Origin of the sequence: Nocardia otitidiscaviarum NBRC 14405, from assembly GCF_000308635.1 — a bacterium.
GTDB lineage: Bacteria > Actinomycetota > Actinomycetes > Mycobacteriales > Mycobacteriaceae > Nocardia > Nocardia otitidiscaviarum.
In genome coordinates, this window is record NZ_BAGD01000044.1 from 37451 (window position 1) to 54582 (window position 17132).

A 17132-nucleotide genomic window follows, 5' to 3' on the forward strand; every position below is an offset into this window, starting at 1 on the left:
GATGGTACGACCGTCCAAACTCTACCGGGATTGACCGCGTTAGCGAAGCACCGGTGGGGTGTGGCGTACTGGTCAGTAACCCTACCAGGGGTTATAACGATTTGGTAACCGTGAATATGAGGGAGGCTCAACTTTCCTTCATGGGTGTAACCGCGTGGACCTGGGGGTTCAAACATGAGGCGGAGTCATGTTTCTGATCGTTCTGGGACGGACGTACCTGAATACTGCGCGGTAGGGGGTCGTGCGTAGGGGTAAACATGAGGAACCCCTCATGATTTTGTGGAATCCTCGGGCACTACCAGGGCCGGGTGGCCTCGGGGAGACCTGCGCGACGAGAGCGCGGCCCCGTCCTGCGGGGGCAAGCCGCTACGAGAAGGAAGTCGAACGTCTTGACGATCAACGAGAGCACCGGGACCGGATCTAGGGCGAGGGTGGCGCGCAAGGCCTCGGAGGGCGGGGTCAGGTCGTCGCTGTTGGACAGGTTGCTGGGTGGCGCGCCGTACGCGTTGGCGTTCGGTGGGCAGGGCGCCCAGTGGTTGCGGGAGCTGGAGGAGATCGGGCGGGATTCCGCGCTCGAACCGGAGCTCACCGCGCTCGTGAACGAGGCCGCGCAGCGGCTGGAACCCGTTGCGGCACAGCTGCTCGTGGTCCGGCCGGTCGGTTTCGACCCCATCGGCTGGATGCTCGAGGAGGAGATCGCCGACCCCGAGCAGGGTGAGGTCTCGGCGGCCCCGTCGCCGCAGATCCTGCGGTCCGCCGCGGTCTCCATGCCCGGCGTCTTCCTCACCCAGGTGGCCGCGCTGCGCGCGCTGCGGCTGCAGGGCCTGGACATTGTCGCGCAGGCTCCGGTGGCCTACATCGGTCATTCGCAGGGCCGCCTGGCCGCCACCGCCGCCGCCGCGCACGGCGAGCGGGATGCCGAGATGCTCGCGCTGGCCCAGTTGATCGGGGCCGCCGCCGGTCTGATCGCCCGCCGTCGCGGGCTGGTGCCGGTGGGCGAGCGCATGCCCATGGTCGCCGTCTCCCATGTCGACCCCGACCGGTTGCGGGCCGTGGTCGACGAGGTGTCGGCGGACGTCGACGCGAGCAAGGCCGCCGTGGTCTCCATCCGCAACGGACGCCGCCGCGCCGTGCTCTCCGGCCCGGTGGCCCAGCTCGACCGGGTGCGGCAGCGCTGCGCCGAGATCAGCGCCGAGCAGACCCGCGACCGCGAGGCCAAGAAGCGTGGCGGCGCGGTGTTCGCGCCCGTCTTCGAGGACATTCCGGTCGAGGTCGCCTTCCACCACCCGGCCCTGGCCGAGACCGTCGAACTGGTGAGCACCTGGGCCGGGCAGTGCGGACTCGACACCGAAATGGCCGCCGCGCTGACCAAGGAGATCCTGGTCGATCCGATCGACTGGGTCGCCACCGTCGACGAGGTCGTTTCCGAAGGCGCGCAGTGGATTCTGGACCTCGGCCCCGGTGACCTGCTCACCCGCCTGACCGCCGGATCGCTCAAGGGCACCGGCGTCGGCGTGCTCGCCGCCTCCACCCGCCCCGGCCAGCGCAGCCTGTTCACCCCGGGCGCGGCCCCCGAGATCGCCCCCGCCTGGGCGGAATTCGCGCCCAAGCCGGTGCGCCTGCCCAATGGCCGCATCGTGGTGGAGACCGCCTTCACCCGCCTCACCGGCCGCTCGCCCATCCTGCTCGCGGGTATGACCCCCACCACCGTGGACGCGAAAATCGTGGCGGCGGCGGCGAATGCGGGCCACTGGGCCGAACTCGCCGGTGGCGGCCAGGTCACCGAGCAGATCTTCGCCGACCGGGTCGCGGAGCTGAAGACGCTGTTGCATCCGGGCCGTGCGGTGCAGTTCAACTCGCTGTTCCTCGATCCCTACCTGTGGAAGCTTCAGCTGGGTGGCAAGCGCCTGGTGCAGCGATCCCGCAGCGCCGGTGCGCCTTTCGACGGCGTGGTGGTCACCGCCGGCATCCCGGAGCTCGAGGAGGCCGTCGCCCTCATCGAGGAGCTGACCGAGGCCGGCATCACCCACGTGGCGTTCAAGCCGGGCACCGTCGCCCAGATCCGCGCCGTGCTGCGCATCGCCGACGCGGTGCCGGACTACCCGGTCATCATGCATATCGAAGGCGGTCGCGCCGGTGGTCACCACTCCTGGGAAGACCTCGACGACCTGCTGCTCGAGACCTACGCCGAACTGCGCGGCCGCGGCAATGTGGTGGTCTGCGTCGGCGGCGGAATCGGCACCCCCGAGCGCGCCACCGAATACCTCACCGGCGCTTGGTCGCAGGCACACGGCTACCCGGTGATGCCGCTGGACGGCGTGCTGGTCGGCACCGCCGCCATGGCCACCCTGGAGGCCACCACCGCGCCCGAGGTCAAGCAGATGCTGGTGGACACCCCCGGCACCCCGGACTGGGTGGGCGCGGGCACCGCCAGCGGCGGAATGGCTTCCGGCCGCAGTCAATTGGGTGCCGACATCCACGAGATCGACAATGCCGCCTCCCGTACCGGCCGCCTGCTGGACGAGGTCGCCGGTGACGCCGAGGCCGTCGCCCAGCGCCGCACCGAGATCATCGAGGCGCTCGACCGCACCGCCAAGCCGTACTTCGGCGATGTCGCCACCATGACGTATGTCGAGTGGCTGGAGCGCTACGTCGAACTGGCGGTGGGCCTGGACCGTCGCAAGGACTTCGACTGCGGCGGCGACTTCGCCGACGCCATCGCCGACGCCACCCGCTCGGTCTGGCTGGACATCACCTGGCGCGACCGCTTCGCGGAGATGATGCGCCGCACCGAATCCCGCCTCAACGAGGCCGACCGCGGCGAGATCGAGACCCTCTTCGCCGACGACGCCGCCTTCGAGGAGCCGGTGCGCGCGCTGTGCGCGCTGAAGGAGCGCTACCCGGCCGCCGCGGACACCGTGCTGCACCCGGCGGACGTGCCGTTCTTCATCTCGCTGTGCAAGACCCCCGGCAAGCCGGTCAACTTCGTGCCGGTCGTCGACCAGGACGTGCGCCGCTGGTGGCGCTCGGATTCGCTGTGGCAGGCCCACGATCCGCGTTACAGCGCCGATCAGGTGTGCATCATCCCGGGCACCGTCGCCGTCGCGGGCATCACCCGCGCGGACGAGCCCGTGGGTGAGCTGCTCGACCGCTTCGAGCAGGACGCCGCCTACTCCATGGTGCGCGCGGGCCTGGTCCCCGCCGCCGTGGACGGTCGCCGCCGCGCCGATATCGCCCACGGCGCACTGGATACCGTGCTCGCCGCCCCCGACGTGCAGTGGGCCGGACGCACCACCGTCAACCCCGTCCACCGGCTCGGCGACGTGCACGAGTGGACCATGAACGGCAAGGGCGCGATCCACCCGCCCACCGGCGCCACCCTCAGCGCCACCGAGGGACCCGAAACCGACCACGCCTACGTGGAACTGACGGTGCCGCTGCTGGGCGGCGCGGTAGCCGCCGCGAAAGACGCTGTCCGCATTCGCATGACCGTCCCCACCTCGGTCTACAACGGTGGCGCGCCGGTCGTTTCGGAGGCCGACGCCGAGACCGCCATGTCGGCGCTGCTGGCCGTCGCCGCGGGCCAGGCGCTGCCCGAGGTGAAGACCGTCGACGGCGCGAAGGTCGCGCACGTCAACACCGCCTGGACCCCCGACCTCATCGCCGACCACGCGGGCGTCACCGGTTCCGGCCTGCCCGAGAACCTGAGCACCAACGGCCGCACGGTGCCCGACGTGCTGGTGGGCGCGTGCTGGCCCGCCGTGTTCGCGGTGCTGGGCGCGACTCGCACCGAGGACGGCTCGAGCGTCATCGAGGGCATGCTCGACCTGGTGCATCTCGACCACCGCATCGAGCTGGCGGGTGAACTGCCCGACGGCGCAAGCGTTCTCGCGGTGCGCGCCGAGGCGGGGGAGACCCTGGACACCGATCTGGGCCGGGTGATCGAGGTGCGGGTGCGCATCACCGGCATGCTGGACAAGCCCGAGACCGGCATGTCCATGCCGACCATCGCCACCCTCACCGAGCGCTTCGCCATTCGCGGCCGCACCGGCGCCGGTGAACTCACCGATCCGCCGCGCGCCGCGGGCACCCTGTCCACCGATGCCGCCGACACCCCGCGCCGTCGCCGCCGCGATGTCACCGTCACCGCGCCGCGTGCCATGGCCGCCTTCGCGCAGGTGTCGGGCGATCACAACCCGATCCACACCTCCGAGGCCGCCTCGAAGCTGGCCGGACTCGGCAGCCCGATCGTGCACGGCATGTGGCTGTCGGCCGCCGCGCAGCACGCCGTCTCGGCGATCGACTCCGCCGACAAGCTGCCGCCGCGCACGCTGACCGCGTGGACCACCCGCTTCCTGGGCATGGTGCGGCCGGGCGCGCAGATCGACGTGCGGGTCGAGCGGGTCGCGGTCGATCGCGGCAGCGAGATCGTCGAGGTCGGGTGCCGCATCGGTGGAGATCTGGTGATGACCGCCACCGGTCGTATCGCACCGCCCAAGACCGTCTACGCCTTCCCGGGACAGGGCATTCAGACCAAGGGGATGGGTCTGGACGCGCGCACCCGCTCCAAGGCCGCCAAGGAGGTCTGGGACCGCGCCGACAAGCACACTCGCGAGGCCCTCGGCTTCTCGATTCTCGCTGTGGTGCGCGACAATCCGACCTACCTCAAGGCGCGCGGCGTCGAGTACCGCCACCCCCAGGGTGTGCTGCACCTGACCCAGTTCACCCAGGTCGCCATGGCCACCCTGGGCGTCGCCCAGGTCGCGGAACTGCGGGAGGCCGGAGCCTTCGTGGACGGCGCGATGCTGGCGGGCCACTCGGTCGGCGAGTACAACGCGCTCGCCGCCGTCGCCGGGGTGCTGCCGCTCGAGGCCGTGCTCGAGGTGGTGTTCCAGCGCGGCTCCGCCATGCACGAGCTGGTGCCGCGGGATGCTCAGGGCCGCAGCGACTATCGCATGGCCGCCATCCGCCCCTCGCAGATCGGCGTGCCCGATGCCGCGGTGATCGACTTCGTCGCTACCGTGGGCGCGAAGGCGGGCGAATTCCTCGAGGTGGTCAACCTCAACCTGCGCGGCTCGCAGTACGCCATCGCGGGCACCGTGGCCGGACTCGAGGCCCTGGAGGCCGAGATCGAGCGCCGCCGTGCCGAATTCGGCGGTAAGCGCGCCTTCGTACTGGTGCCCGGCATCGACGTGCCGTTCCACTCGACCGTGCTGCGCGCCGGGGTGCCGGAGTTCCGGCACAAGCTCCAGGAGCTGCTGCCCGCGGACCTGCATCCGGAACTGCTGGTCGGACGCTACATCCCGAACCTGGTGCCGCGCCCGTTCTCGCTGGAGCGCGAATTCATCGCCGAGATCGCCGATTACGTGCCGTCCGAGCCGCTGGCCGAGGTGCTGGCCGACTTCGACGACTGGGCCGCGCGTCCCACCGAACTGTGCCGCGTGGTGCTGATCGAGCTGCTGGCCTGGCAGTTCGCCAGCCCGGTGCGCTGGATCGAGACCCAGGATCTGCTGTTCACCGATGCCGCCCACGGTGGTCTCGGCGTCGAGCGCTTCGTCGAAATCGGTTTGGCGGCAACGCCGACCGTGGCCAATCTGGCGACGAATACGCTCAAGCTGCCGATGTTCGCCAACACCGCGGTCGAGGTGCTGAATATCGAGCGTGAGGCCGGTGTGGTGTATTCCACCGACACCGACCCGGCCCCGGTGGATGAGCCGGAGGAAACCTCGGCCGAGACCGCGGCACCCGCCGCGGCCGCCGCGCCCACCGCCCCCGTCGCCGCTCCGGCCGCCCCGACCGGCGGCCCGACTCCGGACGACATCGCCTTCACCGCCGCCGACGCCACCCGCGTGCTCATCGCGCTGTGGACCAAGCTGCGGCTGGACCAGATCGGTCCGGTGGACACCATCGAGGGTCTGTGCGACGGCGTCTCCTCGCGCCGCAACCAGCTGCTCGTCGACCTCGGCTCCGAACTCTCGCTCGGTGCCATCGACGGTGCCGCCGACGCCGACATGGGCGCGCTCTCGGCCACCGTCGACCGCCTGGCGCGCACCTACAAGCCGTTCGGCTCGGTGCTCTCCGACGCCATCGGTGACCACCTGCGCAAGGTGTTCGGTCCCTCCGGCAAGCGCCCCGCCGCCATCGCCGAACGTGTCAAGAAGGTCTGGGGACTCGGCGACGGCTGGGCCAGCCACGTCACCGCCGAGGTCTCGCTCGGCACCCGCGAGGGCGCGTCCGTGCGCGGCGGTGATCTGGGCGGCCTGGTCTCGGGCGCGCTGGGCGACGGTGCGGCCGTGGACGCCGCCATCGACGCCGCCGTGCAGGCCGTGGCCGCTCGCCGGGGTGTCGCGGTGTCGATCCCGTCGGCCGGTGGCGGCGGCGGCGCGACCGTCGACGCCGCCGCGCTGGGCGAGTTCACCGAGCAGATCACCGGCCGCGACGGCGTGCTGGCGCAGGCCGCCCGGGTGATCCTGGAATCGCTGGGCCACGCCGAACAGCTCTCCGCGCCGGAGTCCACCGACGACACCCTGGTGGACCTGGTCTCGGCCGAACTCGGTTCGGACTGGCCGCGATTGGTCGCTCCCGCCTTCGACGCCCGCAAGGCCGTCCTCATCGACGACCGCTGGGCCAGCGCCCGCGAGGATCTCGCGCGGCTGTGGCTGGGCGGTGACGCCGGACTGGACGAACTGCCGGTCGACGGCTACGTCGGTGCCGGGGAAGCGGTTGCCGCGCAGGCCAACTGGTGGCGTGAGCGCGCCATGCACGAGGCCCGCTCGGTGCTGGCCGGACTCTACGGACGCATCGCCGCGGCCGCCGTCGAGGTGACCGAACCCGGTGTCTGGTCCTCGGAGATCGCCGTGATCACCGGCGCCAGCAAGGGTTCCATCGCCGCGGCGGCCACCGGGCGTCTGCTCGGCGGCGGTGCGACCGTCGTCGTCACCACCTCCAAGCTCGACGACGCGCGCCTGGCCTTCTACAAGCAGCTCTACCGTGACCATGCCCGTCACGGCGCCGCGCTGTGGGTGGTACCCGCGAATATGGCCTCCTACAGCGATATCGACGCCCTCGTCGAGTGGGTCGGCAACGAGCAGACCGACACCGCGGGCGGCGCCAAGGTGCTCGTCAAGGAGGCCATGACCCCCACTCTGCTGCTGCCCTTCGCGGCGCCGCGGGTGGCCGGTGACCTCGCCGACGCCGGGGCCCGCGCCGAAATGGAGATGCGGGTGCTGCTCTGGTCGGTCGAGCGCCTCATCGGCGGCCTGTCCAAGCTGGGCGCGGACCACGACGTGGACGCCAAACTCCATGTGGTACTGCCGGGTTCGCCCAACCGCGGCCTCTTCGGCGGTGACGGTGCGTACGGCGAGTCCAAGGCCGCGCTGGACGCCGTGGTCGCCAAGTGGCGGGCCGAGAAGTCCTGGGCGCAGCGGGTCACCCTGGTGCACGCTCTCATCGGCTGGGTGCGCGGCACCGGCCTCATGGGCCACAACGATCCGCTGGTCGAGGCCGTGGAGCAGGCGGGCGTGCAGACCTGGTCCACCCAGGAGATGGCCGATGAGCTGCTCAAGTGGTGCACCGAGCGGGCGCGCGGCGTCACCGCGCAGGGACCGCAGCAGATCGATCTGACCGGCGGCCTGGCCGGTGCCAAGCTGGATCTGTCCGCGCTGGGCAGGGAGGCCGCGGAAGCGGCGGCGGCCGAGGAGGATACGGCCGCGAAGGCCGCGACCATTCCGGCGCTGCCCGCCCCGCCGACCATGGTGTCGTCGGCGCTGCCGGTTCCCGAATGGGGCGCGGTGACAGCCGATCTCGACGATATGGTCGTCATCGTCGGCGCGGGCGAACTCGGCCCCTACGGCTCGGCGCGCACCCGCTTCGAGATGGAGGTCTCCGACGAGCTCTCCGCCGCGGGCGTACTCGAACTGGCCTGGACCACCGGACTGGTCACCTGGGAGAACGAACCCAAGCCGGGCTGGTACGACACCGAAACCGGTGACTACGTCGACGAATCCGAGCTGGCCGAGCGCTACCACGACACCGTGGTGGAGCGCTGCGGCGTGCGCCGCTACGGCGACGACGGCGCGATGGTCGACAACACCGCCCCGCTGCTCACCTCGGTGTTCCTGGACAAGGATCTGACCTTCGTGGTCAACAGCGAGGCCGAGGCGCGCGCCTTCCACGCCGCCAACCCGGAGCAGACCGTCGTCACGCCGGTCGAGGGTTCGGGTGACTGGCAGGTGACCCGCAAGGCGGGCACCGAGATCCGGGTGCCGCGCAAGGCCAAGCTGTCGCGCTTCGTCGGCGGCCAGATCCCCACCGGCTGGGATCCCACCAGGTGGGGCATCTCGGCCGATATGGCGGGCTCCGTGGACCGGGTGGCGCTGTGGAACATCGTCTGCACCGTGGACGCGTTCCTGTCCTCCGGCTTCAGCCCGGCCGAACTCATGAGCTGGGTGCATCCGGCCATGGTGGCCAACACCCAGGGCACCGGTATGGGCGGCATGTCCTCGATGCGCTCGCTCTACATCGACAACCTGCTCGGGGAGCCGCGCGCCAACGACATCCTCCAGGAGGCGCTGCCGAATGTGGCGCTGGCCCATGTGGTTCAGAGCTACGTCGGCTCCTACGGCGGCATGGTGCACCCGGTCGCGGCCTGCGCCACGGCGGCGGTCTCGGTCGAGGAGGGTGTGGACAAGATCCGGCTCGGCAAGGCCGATCTGGTGGTGGCCGGTGGCTACGACGATCTCGGCATCGAGGGCATCGTGGGCTTCGGCGACATGTCGGCCACCGCGGATTCGGCGGCCATGAGCGCCAAGGGCATCAGCGACCGCTACTTCTCCCGGGCCAACGACCGTCGTCGCGGCGGGTTCGTCGAATCCCAGGGCGGCGGAACGGTTCTGCTCGCCCGCGGCAGCGTCGCGGTCGAGATGGGCCTGCCGGTGCTCGGCGTGGTCGCCTTCGCGCAGTCCTTCGCCGATGGCGTGCACACCTCGATTCCGGCCCCGGGCCTGGGCGCGCTGGCCGCCGGTCGCGGCGGCCCGGAGTCGCAACTGGCCGCCGCACTGCGGAAGCTGGGCGTCGCGCCGGACGAGATCGCGGTGGTGTCCAAGCACGACACCTCCACCGCGGCCAACGATCCCAACGAGTCCGAACTGCACGAGCGGCTCGCCACGGCGCTCGGCCGGTCCGACGGGGCACCGCTGTTCGTGGTGTCGCAGAAGACCCTCACCGGCCACGCCAAGGGCGGCGCGGCGGCCTTCCAGCTCATCGGCCTGTGCCAGGTGCTGGAGCAGGGCGTGATCCCGCCCAACCGCAGCCTGGACTGCGTGGACGCCAAGATGCGCGAATACCCGCACCTGGTGTGGCTGCGCGAACCGCTCGCGATGGGCGATCGCCTCCCGCTCAAGGCCGGTCTGGTCACCTCGCTCGGCTTCGGCCACGTCTCCGGCCTGCTCGCCGTCGTGCACCCGCAGGCGTTCGTCGCGGCCATCGACCCCGAGCGGCGCGAGGAGTACCTGCGCAAGGCCGAAGAGCGGAAGCTCAACGGCCGCCAGCGCTTCGTCGAGGCCATGTGTGGCGGCGCGCCCCTCTACGAGCGCCCCGCCGACCGCCGCCTCGGCGGCGACGGCACCCCCGCCAAGCAGTCCCGCCAACTCGAGGCCGACGTCCTGCTCACCAAGGACGCCCGCCTCGGTACCGACGGCATGTACATCGCCCAGCGGGGACCCGCCTGTAGCTGATCATCGGGAACCGCTGCGCTTGGGCAGTCTGCGCCAGGGGCGCAGGGTGGGCAAGCGCAGCACCCTCCGACGCGGCGCTGCCGCCCGGACGCGGGAACGCTTGCGGCGCAGACCAAAGCACTGCTGTCAGCCAGCGGAACCGATCGACTACCAGCGGAGCCTACGGAACCGTAGGCTCCGCTGGTATGTTCAGCCGACCACGACTGCACACCGACCGACGAGGAGCTGCGGCGCGTTGACGATCCTGGGTATCGGACTGGACCTGGTGACGATCTCGGAGTTCTCCGAGCAGCTGAAGCGCACCGGAACCACCATGTTGCGGGAAAGCTTCACTGCGGGGGAGCGCCGCTACTGCGAGAGCAAGTCCACCGATTCGGCGCGCAGCTACGCGGCCCGCTGGGCGGCGAAGGAAGCGGTGCTCAAGGCGTGGGCCTCCTCCCGTTTCGCGCGTAGCCCGCAGGTCGGCGACAATCCGTATCCGCTCATCGAGGTGGTCAACGACGCCTGGGGCCGCCCCAGCATCCGATTGCACGGCCTCGCCGCGGAATTCCTGCCGCGCGTGCGAATCCACCTGTCGCTCACCCACGACGGCGACACCGCGGCCGCCATGGTGGTGCTGGAGGATCCGGGCGAGCTGGCCGACCTCATCGGCCAGTAGGCCAGCGGGCGAAACCACCGCCGCGCGCGGCTAGCTTCCGGCGTTCTTCTGCCCGCCCGTTCGCGATTCCTTCTCGGCGATCAGCAGATACGCCACCATGAGCCGCTTCAGCTCCGCCACTGCCGCATCGTGGCTGAGCCCGTCCTGCACCGAGAAGTTCAGCATCGAGTACACGACGTGCACCAGCACCTGCGCCATCATGGACCGGCGGGCGCGGGGGGTGCGCGGCATCAGCGGCCGCAGCATCTGCGCCACCACCTCCGCGAACTCCTTCTCGTGAATCGCGCCGGTGGCCCGCGTGGACGGCGTGGACTGCATGGCCAGCCACACCTCGCGCCGGGACGGGTCGGTCATCCACAGCTGCGCCATGTGGTCCACGAAGCTGTTCATGTACCGCAGCCAGTCCATGGACGGCACTTCACCGTGGAAGTTGGCCAGCTCCTGTGAAACCGCCACCAGGTCTTGGCGATTGAGTTCGCAGACGATCACGTACTTGTTGGCGAAGAACTGGTAGAGCGTGCCGATCGGCACTTCCGCGCGGGCCGCCACCTCTTCACAGGTGAAGGATTCGAAGCCGACCTCGACGAGCAGCTCCCTGGACGATTGGAGCAGTGCGTCGAATTTCCGCTTGCTCCGTTCCTGCGTCGGACGGCGGCGGGGCATCAACTCTTGCGGGTCGTCCTGCAACTCCAACGCAGGGTCGGGCCTCGGCGTTGCCCTCGCTCCCGTGCGCGTTTCCACGTCCAACAGGCTACTGGTAGCGACACGCTGATGACACGCGGCGGTGTCCTGCGTGTTTTCGAAAGGCCCATCGGTTATGACCAATCCGCGCCGAGTGTGGCGTCGAACACTCATTGCAGCTGCTTATAGCGGCTGGACTCCAACGCGCTAGGCGGAAGGCTGAATCTGTGGTTGTTCCTGCGGTAGTTCGATCAGCGGTGACCATCGGTGTCTCCACCGAACGCGGCACCGTCCATGCTGTGGCGCTCGCGGACGACGGCGACAAGCTGCCCGAGCGAGTGCTGCTGCACCTCACCGGAAGGGTCGGCGGCGAGACCAAGGCGGACCTCGCCGCGGCTGTCGAGGCGGTCATGGATGCCGTCGCCGACAAGATCGGTCCCGATCGCGACGTCGTGGGGGCCGCGGTCGCCTACCGCGATGCCGCCGAGCGGCGCGCGATCGTCACCAGGCTGGCCTCCGGGCGCTGGCACGAGGCGTCGCTGGTCTCGGCCAAGTCCTCGCATCTCGCGGCCGCGCGGGCCATGACCTGGGTGGACGAATTCGAGGATCTCGCCATCTGCGAGGTCGTGCCCGGCTTCCAGGCGTTCTCGCTCATCGACGGGGATCGCACCCGGGTGCTGGCGGCAGTGTCGCTCAGCGGTGGCGCGGCCACCGAGGAGGCCATGCGGGCCGCCGTGACCGCGGCCTGGGATCAGTTCGACGCGGCCGGGGTGCGTCCCGACGCGGTGGTGCTGATCGGTTCGGCCGCAAGCGAACCCACCGTGGTGGCGGCGCTGGAGGCCGGATTCGGGGCCCCCATCATCCCGTGCGCGGTGGCGGCGCAGGCCCCGGCCATCGGCGCGGCACTGGCCGCGCTGCCGGAGACCGAGTACGCGGGCGAGGCGGCCGAGCGGATGAAGCGCACCCGCGGCACCGCGGCGCTGTTCGCGGCGGCCAGTGTGCTCGCGGGCGGTCTGGTGGCGGGCGGGGTGTACTCGGCCAGCGGCAGTTCGCGCACGGTACCCGAGCCCATGCTCACCGACGCCCGGATCAATGCGGACGGTGGTCACCGCGGCCCGCATCCGGCCATCGCCGATTCCGGTTCGGCGGTCGGTTCGTCCAATGAGACGCACTGGGAACCCGCCGTCGTCGAGCCCTCGGAGGCGGGTGCGGTGCTGGAGGGCGAGCCCGCGGCCGAGCCGACCGTGGTGACCCTCGATCCCGGCACCTCCAGCTGGGGTTCGGAAGCGGACTCCGAGCCGCTCGGACTCATGGGCCCCAAACCGCTGCTCGACGCTCCGGCGGAGCGCGAGACGGGCGTGGGCCAGCAGTCCATCATCCCCGCACCGACCAACCCGGTCGGCGCGCCGGACGGCTTCGGTCTGTTCCCGGGCGAATCCGCCCCGCCGCCGCTGGGCACGCCCGAATTCCAGAGCTGGTGGGACAGCCACTGGGCGATGATGCTGAAGTGGGCGGTGCAGATGCTGCCGCGCGTATAGCGCTGTAGCGCACCGCAACCCGCTCGAAGGTCCGGCCAACCGACGGATGGCCGGACCTTCGTCGTGCTCAGACCGACAGGTCGCGACGCAGCTTCGCCACGTGCCCGGTGGCGCGCACGTTGTACTGGGCGGCCTCGATCTTGCCGTTCTCGTCCACCAGGAAGGTGGAGCGGATCACCCCGGTGACCTTCTTGCCGTACATCGTCTTCTCGCCGAAGGCGCCCCACGCGGTGAGCACCTCCTTGTCCGGGTCGGACAGCAGCGCGAAGGTGAGCTGCTCGTTGTCGCGGAACTTGGCCAGTTTGGCGGGTTTGTCGGGGGAGATGCCGACCACCTCGATACCCGCGCCGTTCAGTTCGGCCAGGTTGTCGCGGAAGTCGCAGGCTTCTTTGGTGCAGCCGGGGGTGCTCGCCGCCGGGTAGAAGTACACGATCACCTTGCGGCCCTTGAAGTCGGACAGGGATACCGGATTCCCGTCCGCGTCGGGCAGGGTGAAGGCGGGGGCGGTGTCGCCGGGACTGAGGCGGTGGTTCTCGGTCATGCCAGCACGCTAGCCGATCCGGCACCGGGCTATACACTCGCTGGCAGGCCGGCGCACATCGCGTTTGCCCTACTCACCACGGCGGATGTGGCGATGGGCGGTCGGCTGGCGGACGACGATCGCGCCGCCCATCGGGAGCGGCCTGAGACAGGAGTGTGACGTGGCGAGGGATACCGAGGACATTCAGCGCGAGATCGAGGCCGCGCGGCACCGGCTCGCGAACACCCTCGATGAGCTGGCGGTGCGCGCCGATCCCCAGCGGCTGGCCGACAACACCAAGCAGGCGTTCGTGGCCAAGGTGAACGAGCCCAAGATCAAGTACAGCCTCATCGGGGCCGGACTGCTGGTGTTCCTGCTGCTGGTGGTGAAGATCTTCCGGGACTGAGCGCCCGCCGCCGATCCGGGCGACCGGTATCGGCGGGTTTCGAGAGATGACGAACCCCCGGTGCGATCGAGGCACCGGGGGTTTCTGTCTGGCTGCGACGGCGTCGCGAATCAGACCGTGGGGCAGGCGAAGCCGTCACCGTCGGGGTCGAGGTGCGGGCCGTAACCGGGCTCGCCGCGGAAGAGGGGTGCGTGCCCGGCGGCGCGGGCGTCATCGCAGTTGCGGTAGGAACCGCCGGCCGAGCCGGTCTGCGACAGCTGGGCCGAGCCGACCGCGGCCGAGCCGGTGTCGATGGTGGACGAGCCGGTGCCCGAGGATCCGGCGGGAACCTGGGCGACGGCCGCCGCGGCGGGGGCGAGAGTCGTCAGACCCGCGACGCTGGCGGTGACGAGGAGCCTGCGAACGTTCATGTATTCCTCTGTGTTTTCGTGCGTTTTTGTGCGCGATGGACGGGGCGGACCGGCTCGACGCGGGCGCCACCGCTACCGGGGACGGCACGGTGGCCGGTCCGGTCCGCCGTCCACCATCACAACGGACCGTTGCATTGTCAACCGGTTGCGCTATTCATCGAGGCAGAAGCCTTGCGCGCAGGCCCGTTTCGCCGCGTTTCACTCTCCGAGGCGGTGCCCCGCGCGGTGCTCCGCGGGAATATGACCCATTCGCCCGGCTTGGAAATCCTCGATGGCGTCGATGATTTCCTGTCGGCTGTTCATGACGAACGGTCCGTACTGTACGACCGGTTCCCGGATGGGGCGACCGCCCAGCAGCAGCACTTCCATATCGCCGGTGCGCGTATCTTGTTTCGCATCGGCGGCCACGGTGAGCGAATCGCCGTGCCCCAGCACCGCCAGTTGGCCCGCGGTCACCGGCCGCCCGCCGACCGCGCCACTGCCCGAGACCACGTAGACCATGGCGGTGAAGTCGCGCGGCCAGGGCGTTTCCAGCCGACCGCCCGGCGTGATGGAGGCGTGCGCGTAGGCGATGGGCGTATGGGTCGACCCCGGTCCGGAGAATCCGCCGACATCCCCGGCGATGATCCGCACCAGCGCCCCGCCGTCGTGCGAGCTGACCAGGGTCAGTTCGCTCGCGCGCAGATCCTGGTAGCGCGGCGCGGCCATCTTGTTGTCGCGCGGCAGGTTCACCCACAGCTGGAAGCCGTGCATCCGGCCGCCGTGTGTCACCAGTTCCTCGGCGGGCAGCTCGTCGTGCAGGATGCCGGATCCGGCCGTCATCCACTGCGTATCGCCCTCGCCGATGACGCCTCCGCCGCCGTGCGAGTCGTGGTGGACCATGCTGCCGTCGAGCACGTAGGTGACGGTCTCGAAACCGCGGTGCGGATGCCAGGGCGCGCCCTTGGCCTCGTGCGGCTCGTAGGTGACCGGGCCCATCTCGTCGAGCAGGATGAACGGGTCGGCGGTGCGCAGGTCCACGCTGGGGAAGGGGCGCCGCACCTCGAAGCCCGCGCCCTCGCGCTGGCTGTGGGCGGTGACCAGGGTGCGGACGGCGCGCTCGCGTCCGGTGGCGGCGTCGGGGCGCGGGAGCCGCGGCAGCACCAGGATGTTGTCGACGGTGATGGCGGGCATGGGAACCTCCTGTGGACCGGTTGGTGTCCATGTCAACCATTAGCCGCTAAGATCTATTCCATGGTGCGTTGGCTGAATGACGAGGAGCAGCAGACCTGGCAGTCCTATATCCGGATGCGCCAGCGTCTCGACGCCGCCATCGCGGCCGGATTGGCGGCCGACGGGCTCTCACCCTCGGACTACGAGATCCTGGTCGCGCTGTCGGCACACGGGGGAGAGTTGCGCGCCAAGGATCTGGGTGCGGAGATCTGCTGGGACAAGAGCCGCCTGTCCAAGCACCTCGCTCGCATGGACGGGCGCGGCCTGGTGTCCCGGTGCCCGGCCACCGACGACGCGCGGGGGCGTGAGGTGCGGCTGACCGATGCTGGTCGCGCCGCCCTGGAACACGCCGCGCCGAACCATGTGGAACTGGTCCGGCGGGCTTTCATCGACCATATGACCGATGCCGAGGCGACGGCGCTGCGCTCGCTCGGTGCGAAGGTGGCGGAGGCGGTCGAGCGCGAGAGTGCGCTCGACTAGCTCTGCTCGTCCCGCGCGAACTGCGCGCGCTTCCAATCGCCGAACGGTTCGTCGCGTTCCCGGACCGCCTCGCGGAATCCCGCTGTCATGGAGCGCATCTGGAAGGCGTACCCCTCGCGCGTGTGCCGCGAGACGCCGTCGAACACCGTGCTGACCATGCCCGAGTTGGCCACGCCCTGATTGAGCAGCGCGCTGTTGAGCGCCAGCTTGGCCATGATGAGCTGATTGATCGGCACCAGCGAGATCCGGCGCAGCAGTTCTTCGGTGCGCTCGTCGAGCCGCTCGGCGGGCGGTGCTTCGATGGCCAGTCCCCATTCGGCGGCCTGCTTACCGCTGAGGCTGTCGCCGGTGAACAGCAGTCGCTTGGCGCGCTGATCGCCCACCCGGTGCGCCCACATGCCCGCGGCCGGAATGCCCCAGGTGCGGGTGGGGGGATAGCCGAAGCGGGCGTCCTCGGCGCAGACGATCTGGTCGGCGAACAGTGCGATATCGGTTCCGCCCGCGATGGCGAATCCGTGCACCTTGGCCACGGTGGGCTTGTTGGCGTACAGCAGGCTGGCGAAGCCGCGGTTGAATCGCGACATCATCTGATAGTCGACCATGGGATCCCAGGTGCCGCGGGGGTCGTGGTTGCGCGCCTGGACCACCGGGTCGAGCACGCTGCCGTCGGCCGTCCCGCCGGCCGGTCCGAAGCCGCCGCTGCCCGCGCCCTCGGCGAAGATGGACAGGTCGTAGCCGCCGCAGAAGCCCTTGCCGTGGCCGCTCACCACGATCACGTGCACCCGCGGATCGAGATCGGCCTGCTCGACCGCTCCCGCCAGTTCGATCGGGGTGTCGGAGGTGATGGCATTGCCGTGCTCGGGGCGGTTGAAGGTGATGCGGGCGATGCGGCCGGTCACCTCGTAGGTGAGGGTGCGCGCGGTGTAGGAGTTCACCGGCTCGGGCCGATCCGCGAACAGCGAATCCGCGCCGCCGGTCAGGTCGTCGCGCCAAGCCGCGGGGCGGGTACCGGCATGGTTCTGGTCATCGGGGGACACGCAAGCAGTGAACGCCAGTTCATTTCTTGCTGTCAAGAGCCGACATGATTCCGGCACCGCGTTCGTCCGGCCGACGGCGGCACGACGGGCGGATCAGTGTTCGCCGGTGACCCACGGTTTCACCGGCGGCTTCACCCAGGTGATCTTCTCGTCGGCATGGCTGCGCCGGGCCGCGGGATGGTCCGGATGCCGCGTCGCCCACGCATCCTTCGCGTCCAGCAGCCGCGCCACCACCTGCCACGTCTCCTCGCTGCCGGGCGGATTCACCCCCGCCTCCCGCGCCAGCTTGCGCAACTGCGCCATGGGCAGCTCCCGCAGCTCCGCGCTGCTGATATCGCGCAGCCAGACATACGCCGCCAGTCGCCGCGCCTTGTCCAGGCGCGCGTGTTCGGCGGCCTTGCTGTGGGCGTAGTCGTCGTTCTCGGCGTCGTTCATGGTCCAGGCTTTCGGATGGGG

The 17132-nt window shown here is 70.3% G+C and carries 11 protein-coding genes; 5 read left to right on the forward strand and 6 right to left on the reverse strand.

Annotated elements, in window-relative coordinates; translation table 11 throughout:
- The first annotated feature begins 389 nt into the window (after positions 1–389).
- Complete coding sequence (locus ON31_RS07815) at positions 390–9734, forward strand: type I polyketide synthase (RefSeq protein ID WP_039810960.1); 9345 nt, start codon at positions 390–392, stop codon at positions 9732–9734.
- A 235-nt stretch (positions 9735–9969) separates the two neighbouring features.
- Positions 9970–10392 (forward strand): holo-ACP synthase AcpS, encoded by a 423-nt coding sequence (acpS, locus tag ON31_RS07820; protein WP_029926780.1) that lies wholly within the window; start codon positions 9970–9972, stop codon positions 10390–10392.
- Between the two features lie 30 nt (positions 10393–10422).
- On the opposite strand, the gene ON31_RS07825 is transcribed toward acpS, so the two are convergent.
- Positions 10423–11055 (reverse strand): TetR/AcrR family transcriptional regulator, encoded by a 633-nt coding sequence (locus ON31_RS07825; RefSeq protein WP_085996356.1) that lies wholly within the window; start codon positions 11053–11055, stop codon positions 10423–10425.
- Positions 11056–11330: 275 nt separating this feature from the next.
- Here ON31_RS07825 and ON31_RS07830 point away from each other — a divergent pair, with 275 nt between their 5' ends.
- On the forward strand, positions 11331–12611 hold the full coding sequence (locus ON31_RS07830; protein WP_039810964.1) for a DUF7159 family protein: 1281 nt from the start codon (positions 11331–11333) through the stop codon (positions 12609–12611).
- 67 nt (positions 12612–12678) lie between these two features.
- Here ON31_RS07830 and bcp read toward each other — a convergent pair whose 3' ends face one another.
- A complete protein-coding gene (gene bcp, locus ON31_RS07835) occupies positions 12679–13152 on the reverse strand; it encodes a thioredoxin-dependent thiol peroxidase (RefSeq protein WP_039810967.1) in 474 nt (157 codons plus the stop codon).
- A gap of 160 nt (positions 13153–13312) precedes the next feature.
- On the opposite strand from bcp, the gene ON31_RS07840 reads away from it, so the two are divergent.
- Complete coding sequence (locus ON31_RS07840) at positions 13313–13537, forward strand: DUF3618 domain-containing protein (RefSeq protein WP_029926789.1); 225 nt, start codon at positions 13313–13315, stop codon at positions 13535–13537.
- Between the two features lie 110 nt (positions 13538–13647).
- On the opposite strand, the gene ON31_RS07845 is transcribed toward ON31_RS07840, so the two are convergent.
- Both ON31_RS07845 and ON31_RS07850 read right to left on the reverse strand, forming a co-directional pair.
- Positions 13648–13947, reverse strand: a complete 300-nt coding sequence (locus ON31_RS07845; protein ID WP_029926791.1) for an excalibur calcium-binding domain-containing protein — start codon at positions 13945–13947, stop codon at positions 13648–13650.
- A 198-nt stretch (positions 13948–14145) separates the two neighbouring features.
- Positions 14146–15120, reverse strand: coding sequence for a pirin family protein (locus ON31_RS07850; RefSeq protein WP_029926793.1), 975 nt, complete (start codon positions 15118–15120; stop codon positions 14146–14148).
- A gap of 60 nt (positions 15121–15180) precedes the next feature.
- Here ON31_RS07850 and ON31_RS07855 point away from each other — a divergent pair, with 60 nt between their 5' ends.
- Entirely contained in the window at positions 15181–15639 is a 459-nt protein-coding gene (locus ON31_RS07855) for a MarR family winged helix-turn-helix transcriptional regulator (protein ID WP_051036969.1), read from the forward strand.
- Here ON31_RS07855 and ON31_RS07860 read toward each other — a convergent pair.
- Both ON31_RS07860 and ON31_RS07865 read right to left on the reverse strand, forming a co-directional pair.
- On the reverse strand, positions 15636–16676 hold the full coding sequence (locus tag ON31_RS07860; protein WP_039810970.1) for a crotonase/enoyl-CoA hydratase family protein: 1041 nt from the start codon (positions 16674–16676) through the stop codon (positions 15636–15638). The genes ON31_RS07855 and ON31_RS07860 overlap by 4 nt on opposite strands.
- A gap of 93 nt (positions 16677–16769) precedes the next feature.
- On the reverse strand, positions 16770–17111 hold the full coding sequence (locus ON31_RS07865) for a hypothetical protein (RefSeq protein WP_039810972.1): 342 nt from the start codon (positions 17109–17111) through the stop codon (positions 16770–16772).
- Between the last annotated feature and the right edge of the window lie 21 nt (positions 17112–17132).

What these genes read in the sequence shown, in the direction of transcription:
- ON31_RS07825 (WP_085996356.1), bottom strand. Translation starts at nt 11,055, where the DNA reads ATGCCCCGCCGCCGTCCGACGCAGGAACGGAGCAAGCGGAAATTCGAC.
- ON31_RS07845 (WP_029926791.1), bottom strand. Translation starts at nt 13,947, where the DNA reads ATGAACGTTCGCAGGCTCCTCGTCACCGCCAGCGTCGCGGGTCTGACG.
- bcp (WP_039810967.1), bottom strand. Translation starts at nt 13,152, where the DNA reads ATGACCGAGAACCACCGCCTCAGTCCCGGCGACACCGCCCCCGCCTTC.
- ON31_RS07855 (WP_051036969.1), top strand. Translation starts at nt 15,181, where the DNA reads ATGGTGCGTTGGCTGAATGACGAGGAGCAGCAGACCTGGCAGTCCTAT.
- ON31_RS07850 (WP_029926793.1), bottom strand. Translation starts at nt 15,120, where the DNA reads ATGCCCGCCATCACCGTCGACAACATCCTGGTGCTGCCGCGGCTCCCG.
- ON31_RS07865 (WP_039810972.1), bottom strand. Translation starts at nt 17,111, where the DNA reads ATGAACGACGCCGAGAACGACGACTACGCCCACAGCAAGGCCGCCGAA.